The following is a 5,770-nucleotide window of genomic DNA, read 5'->3' as shown; positions in this document are numbered from 1 at the left end:
TTAAAAAGAATGAAACGACGATGACAATCGTCTTAGATAAAACAACAGATATTTTAGCTCAATTAGGCCAGCAAAAACAGCACCAATTTTTGATTGGTTTTGCTGCTGAAACCCATGATATCGAAAAATATGCTCGTGGAAAATTAACCCGAAAAAAAGCAGATATGATTGTGGCAAATGATGTCTCTAAATCCTATGCAGGCTTTAATAAAGACACAAATGAAGTTACGATCTTTATGCCTGAGGAGCAACCTGTTGAAATTTCTGTTCGCAGCAAACAAGAAATCGCTATAAGAATTTTTGAAGAAGCCATTAAACGAATGAAAAAGTAAGGATGTGAGAGAGTGGTTTCAATTGCTAAAATTATCGTCGATGTACCAACGATGCAGACAAATAGACCCTATGATTACTCCATACCTGCAGAGTTTGAGGATCAAATTATGCCAGGGATGCGAGTAGAAGTTCCTTTTGGACAAGGAACTAGAAAAGTACAGGGATTTGTTGTTGAGATTACTCAATCAAGCGATTTTGGAGGAGAGTTAAAAGCTATTTCAGGACTAATGGATCTAACAGCTGTACTGAATAAAGAGATGTTGTGGTTAGGACAAGAAATGGCCAATAAAACTTTTTCATTTCAAATTACTTGCTATCAAACGATGCTGCCGGCTATTTTGCGGGCTAAGTATGAAAAAAAAATACGTGTCATAGATGAAATTCCAGAAGAGTTGTATTTTGAACTTTTTAAAGGACGCAGTGAAATCAGCTGGGATGAAGCGGTTGAGCGTAACTTATTACCGCAGCTGCTAGAGCTAAAGAAAAAAGAAGCGGTTGAGATTTCATATGTAGTTAAGAATCAGGCTAGAACTAAAAAAAGACGGATGATTCAAGCGAATCTAACTTTTGAGCAACTAGAAGAAGAAAAAATAGGGTTAGGAAAAAGAGCTCCTAAACAACGTTTGTTATTGGAAGTACTTCAATCATTGAATGACCAAACAATCAGTGTCGAAGAAATTAGAAAAACTGCTTCTGTTTCTTCAGCTATTTTGCGAGAAGGCCAAAAGAAAAAATGGCTCTCTTTTTTTGAAGAAGAGGTTTACCGTGATCCTTTTGAAAAGCAACAGTTTGAAAAATCAACAGCTTTTACATTAAGTAACACTCAACAGCAAGCTTTAACCCCTATTTTAAAAGCTTTAGCAGAAAAACGCTCAGAGATTTTTCTTTTAAAAGGTGTAACCGGTAGTGGGAAAACAGAAATTTATTTACAAACGATTGCCGAAACGTTAAAAAATGGACAATCGGCTTTGATGCTTGTTCCTGAGATAGCCTTAACGCCTCAAATGGTAAATTCATTCAAAGGCCGTTTTGGTGAGGCAGTAGCGGTTTTGCATAGTGGTTTATCAGTTGGCGAAAAATATGATGAATGGCGCAAAATAGAAAGGGAAGAAGCGAAAGTAGTCGTTGGAGCCCGCTCTTCTATTTTTGCTCCTGTTAAAAATATTGGCGTTATTATTATTGATGAAGAACACGAAAGTACGTATAAGCAAGACGAAAACCCACGTTACCATGCGAGAGATATTGCTATTTGGCGAGCAAATTATCATCATTGCCCAGTTGTATTAGGAAGTGCGACTCCTTCTTTAGAGTCACGTGCCCGTGCACAAAAAAAGGTCTATACCTTGCTTGAATTACCGGAACGTGTAAATCAGCGTGAACTGCCATCAGTAGAGATCGTGGATATGCGAGAAGAGGTAAAAAAAGGCAACCGCGGCAATTTTTCACTTCTTTTACAAAGTAAGATAAAAGAACGGATAGCAAAAAAAGAACAAACCGTTCTCTTGCTTAATCGTCGAGGCTATTCTTCCTTCGTTATGTGTCGCGATTGCGGCTTTGTTTTGCCATGTCCTAATTGTGATATTTCGCTGACATTGCATATGGACACCAAAACAATGAAATGCCATTATTGTGGACATGAAGAAGCTATTCCTCGAATTTGCCCAAGTTGTAAAGGGCATAAAATTCGCTATTACGGCACAGGTACACAAAAAATTGAAGAAGAATTGAATGAACTTTTACCAGAAGCAAAAATCATTCGAATGGACGTGGATACTACACGAAAAAAAGGATCACATGAACGCTTATTGTCAGCTTTCGGTAATGGAGAAGCTGACATTTTACTGGGGACCCAGATGATTGCGAAAGGATTAGATTTTCCTAACATCACATTAGTAGGCGTTTTGAATGCGGACACTGGATTGGGTTTGCCAGATTTTAGAGCAAGTGAACGGACCTTTCAATTATTGACACAAGTGAGCGGGCGAGCAGGGCGTGCCGATTTAACGGGTGAAGTCGTTGTCCAAACCTTTAACCCAGAACACTATGCCATCCAGCTGGCTCAACAGCATGACTATGATGCTTTTTATCAAAAAGAAATGTTTTTAAGGCATCGCGGCAATTATCCGCCTTACTACTTTACTATTTTGATTACAACAAGCCATGCAGAAGAATTGAAAGCAGCGAAAAAAATGCAGGAAATCGTTCAGTTCATTAAACCTCAACTAAAAGCAGAAACCATCCTTTTAGGTCCAACACCTAAAGCTGTTGCTCGTGTAAATAACCGCTATTACTATCAAACGATTATCAAGTATAAAAATGAACCGACCTTATTTAATCAATTACAAGAATTATTGGATCATTCACAAAAAGAGATGGTGCAGGGATTACAAATTGCGATTGATTCTGAACCGATGCACTTTATTTAATCATAGAAAAGAGGAAAAGTATGGCTGTTTTACCAGTAGTAAAATACCCTCATCCAATGTTAACAACACCAGCAAAAGAAGTTATGGAAATCACAGACGACATTCTTGAGTTATTGGATGATATGTACGAAACAATGGTTGCAAATGATGGGATCGGAATTGCCGCTCCCCAAGTAAATCAATCCCTCAGAATAGCTTTAGTCGAAATAGATGAGGAAACGGGTTTGTTTGAAATGATCAATCCGCAAATTATTAAAACATCAGGGAAAACGATTGATGTAGAAGGTTGTTTAAGTTTTCCTGAAATTTTTGGAACAGTAGAACGAGCAGATACAATTGTGCTAAATTATTTTGACCGGAATGGCGATGCTTATGAAGTAGAAGCAGAAGATTATCTAGCGCGTGTCTTTCAGCATGAATTAGAGCATTTAGAAGGAAAGTTATTTACAGACAAAATTATTCAATCCATTCTGCCTGAAGATTTAGAAACCTATATGGAGGAAAATATAAAATGACCAAACTAATTTTTATGGGTACTCCTGATTTTTCTGTACCTATCTTAGAAGCATTGATTGCTGCTGATTATGAGATCGCAGCTGTAGTAACACAACCGGATCGTCCAGTTGGGCGCAAAAAGATATTGACACCTACACCGGTAAAAGAAGCTGCTCTAAAGCATGGGCTTTTAGTTTTACAACCTGAAAAAATTTCTGGTTCTGAAGAATTAGCTAAAATCATTGAGTTGCAACCAGACTTACTTGTAACAGCTGCCTTTGGGCAATTTTTGCCGCAAAAGTTATTAGATGTTCCCACATATGGAGCGATCAATGTACATGCTTCACTTTTGCCAAAATATCGTGGCGGGGCACCCGTTCATTATGCTCTAATCAGAGGAGAAAAAGAGACTGGTGTAACTATTATGTATATGGAAAAGAAAATGGATGCTGGTGCTATTTTAAGCCAACGTTCATTGGAAATAACAGAAAAAGATGACGTAGGAACTTTATTCAAACGGTTAAGTCGTTTGGGCAGAGATCTATTGATGGATACTTTGCCTGATTTATTGGCGGGGAAAATCACTCCCATTCAGCAAGATGAAGAAAAAGTTACTTATTCGCCGAATATTAAAGCTGAAGAAGAAATCATTGAGTGGACTAAAACGGCAAAAGAAATTGACTGGCAAGTGCGTGGAATGCGTCCTTGGCCGGGTGCGTATACTTTTCTAAAAGATAAGCGGCTAAAAATATGGGACGTAACTCCTTTAGAAGAGCAGACGTCTGAGTTGCCAGGAAGCATTATCCGCATTGAAAAAGTAGCTATTTTTGTTGCGTGTGGAGAAAATACAGTGCTTCAATTAAATGAGCTGCAACCAGCCGGGAAAAGTAAAATGACTGCAAAAGCTTTCTTAAGCGGAGTCGGCAGCCAATTAACAGTTGGAGAAAAGGTAGGCTATAATGGAAAATAATCAAAATCCGCAAAAGAGAAACATTAAGAAAACGAGTCGTTATCTTGCGATGTCGATTTTAGAAAAAACAGAGAAAAATCATTCTTATTCTAATTTATTACTGAACGAAGCCATTCAAAAAAATAACCTGACTTCTGCAGATGCGCGCTTGCTAACAGAATTAGTTTATGGAGTTTTGCAACGCAAGTTAACGTTAGATTATTATTTATCTGACTTTTTGAGCGAAGATAAAAAAGTGGATATTTGGGTAAAAAATTTATTGCGGTTATCGATTTACCAGATGATTTATTTAGACAAAATTCCAGCTCATGCTATTTTATTTGAAGCAGCAGAAATAGCTAAGAAAAAAGGACATATCGGCGTAAGTAAGTTTGTTAATGGTGTGTTACGTAACGCTGAACGCAAAGGGTTTAAGTCGCTTGAAGTTCTGGAAGACCCTATTGAACGGTTAAGTATTGAAATCAGTATGCCAAAATGGTTAGTTAAAAAGTTTATAGACGAAATAGGTTTGGCAGAGACTAAAGAGTTAGGAGAAGCTATCTTAAATCCTAGTCATGCCAGTGCACGTGTAAATGAAAAATTTTTGTCTGTAGCAGAAGCAGTAGAAGCGCTGGAAGAGGAAGGCTTTAATGTACGAGCTAGCGAAGTTTCGCCTGTAGGAGTTATCAGTAATGGCGGGCATTTTGCATCATCGCCCTTATTTCAATCCGGTCAATTGACTGTGCAAGATGAAACTTCAATGTTGGTTGCTCCAGTGATGCAGATTGAGCCTCATCATCAAGTTTTGGATGCTTGTGCAGCTCCTGGAGGGAAAACAACGCACCTTGCTTCTTATCTCTCAGCAGCAGCTGGCGGCAAAGTCACAGCACTTGATTTGCATTCTCATAAAGTGAAGTTAGTGCAAGACAATGCTAAACGCCTGCATGTTGAAGAAGTCGTTGAAGGCCGGACTTTGGATGCTAGAAAAGTTGCAGATGTTTTTGAAGATGAAAGCTTTGACCGAATTTTAGTGGATGCACCTTGTTCAGGGTTAGGCTTGATGAGAAGAAAACCAGATATTAAATATACCAAAGAGCTGCAAGATCTAGAGCGATTAAAAGAAATTCAGTTAGCGATATTATCTAGTGTAGCGCCTAAATTAAAAGTAAATGGTCTATTGGTGTATAGTACTTGTACGATCACAAAAGAAGAAAATCAAGGAACAGTAGAATCTTTCTTGGCAACCCATACTGATTTTGAAAAAGTTTCGATTGCTGTAAACAAAAATTTAGAGGATAATATTCACGATCAGTTATTGCAAATCTATCCACATGATTTTGGAACAGACGGTTTTTTTATCAGTTGTTTAAGAAAAAAATAAATAGTTGAAACTTTTGAAGTTATGCGAGGTGAAGAAATGCATATTGTTTTTTGTAGTGATGTAGGAAAAAAACGTAAAAATAATCAGGATTTTGCTGGTTATTTTACAAACCAACAAGGAATTACACTAGCCGTCTTATGTGATGGCATGGGTGGTCACAAAGCTGGAGATGTAGCAAGTGAAATG

General features: G+C 37.8%; 5 protein-coding genes and 1 pseudogene. All 6 read left to right on the top strand.

Features of this window, described 5'->3' with window-relative positions; genetic code table 11:
* A partial coding sequence (locus RT405_RS06230) for a phosphopantothenoylcysteine decarboxylase (RefSeq protein WP_313468473.1) occupies nt 1–332 on the top strand: 332 nt, incomplete at its 5' end.
* A 12-nt stretch (nt 333–344) separates the two neighbouring features.
* Complete coding sequence (gene priA, locus RT405_RS06225) at nt 345–2,759, top strand: primosomal protein N' (protein WP_313468471.1); 2,415 nt, start codon at nt 345–347, stop codon at nt 2,757–2,759.
* A gap of 20 nt (nt 2,760–2,779) precedes the next feature.
* Nucleotides 2,780–3,274 (top strand): peptide deformylase, encoded by a 495-nt coding sequence (def, locus tag RT405_RS06220; RefSeq protein ID WP_313468470.1) that lies wholly within the window; start codon nt 2,780–2,782, stop codon nt 3,272–3,274.
* Complete coding sequence (fmt, locus tag RT405_RS06215) at nt 3,271–4,224, top strand: methionyl-tRNA formyltransferase (protein ID WP_313468468.1); 954 nt, start codon at nt 3,271–3,273, stop codon at nt 4,222–4,224. The genes def and fmt overlap by 4 nt, the downstream gene beginning before the upstream one ends.
* Nucleotides 4,214–5,584: a 16S rRNA (cytosine(967)-C(5))-methyltransferase RsmB gene (gene rsmB, locus RT405_RS06210; protein ID WP_313468466.1), complete on the top strand. Its 1,371-nt coding sequence runs from the start codon at nt 4,214–4,216 to the stop codon at nt 5,582–5,584. The genes fmt and rsmB overlap by 11 nt, the downstream gene beginning before the upstream one ends.
* A 36-nt stretch (nt 5,585–5,620) precedes the next feature.
* A pseudogene (locus RT405_RS06205) lies at nt 5,621–5,770 on the top strand (protein-serine/threonine phosphatase); the annotation flags it as partial.

Source organism: Carnobacterium sp. (genome assembly GCF_032094055.1).
GTDB lineage: Bacteria > Bacillota > Bacilli > Lactobacillales > Carnobacteriaceae > Carnobacterium_A.
This window is presented reverse-complemented; position numbering and strand designations above follow the sequence as displayed.

Coding starts and splice junctions, on each gene's coding strand:
- def (WP_313468470.1), top strand. CDS start 2,780: ATGGCTGTTTTACCAGTAGTAAAATACCCTCATCCAATGTTAACAACA.
- fmt (WP_313468468.1), top strand. CDS start 3,271: ATGACCAAACTAATTTTTATGGGTACTCCTGATTTTTCTGTACCTATC.
- rsmB (WP_313468466.1), top strand. CDS start 4,214: ATGGAAAATAATCAAAATCCGCAAAAGAGAAACATTAAGAAAACGAGT.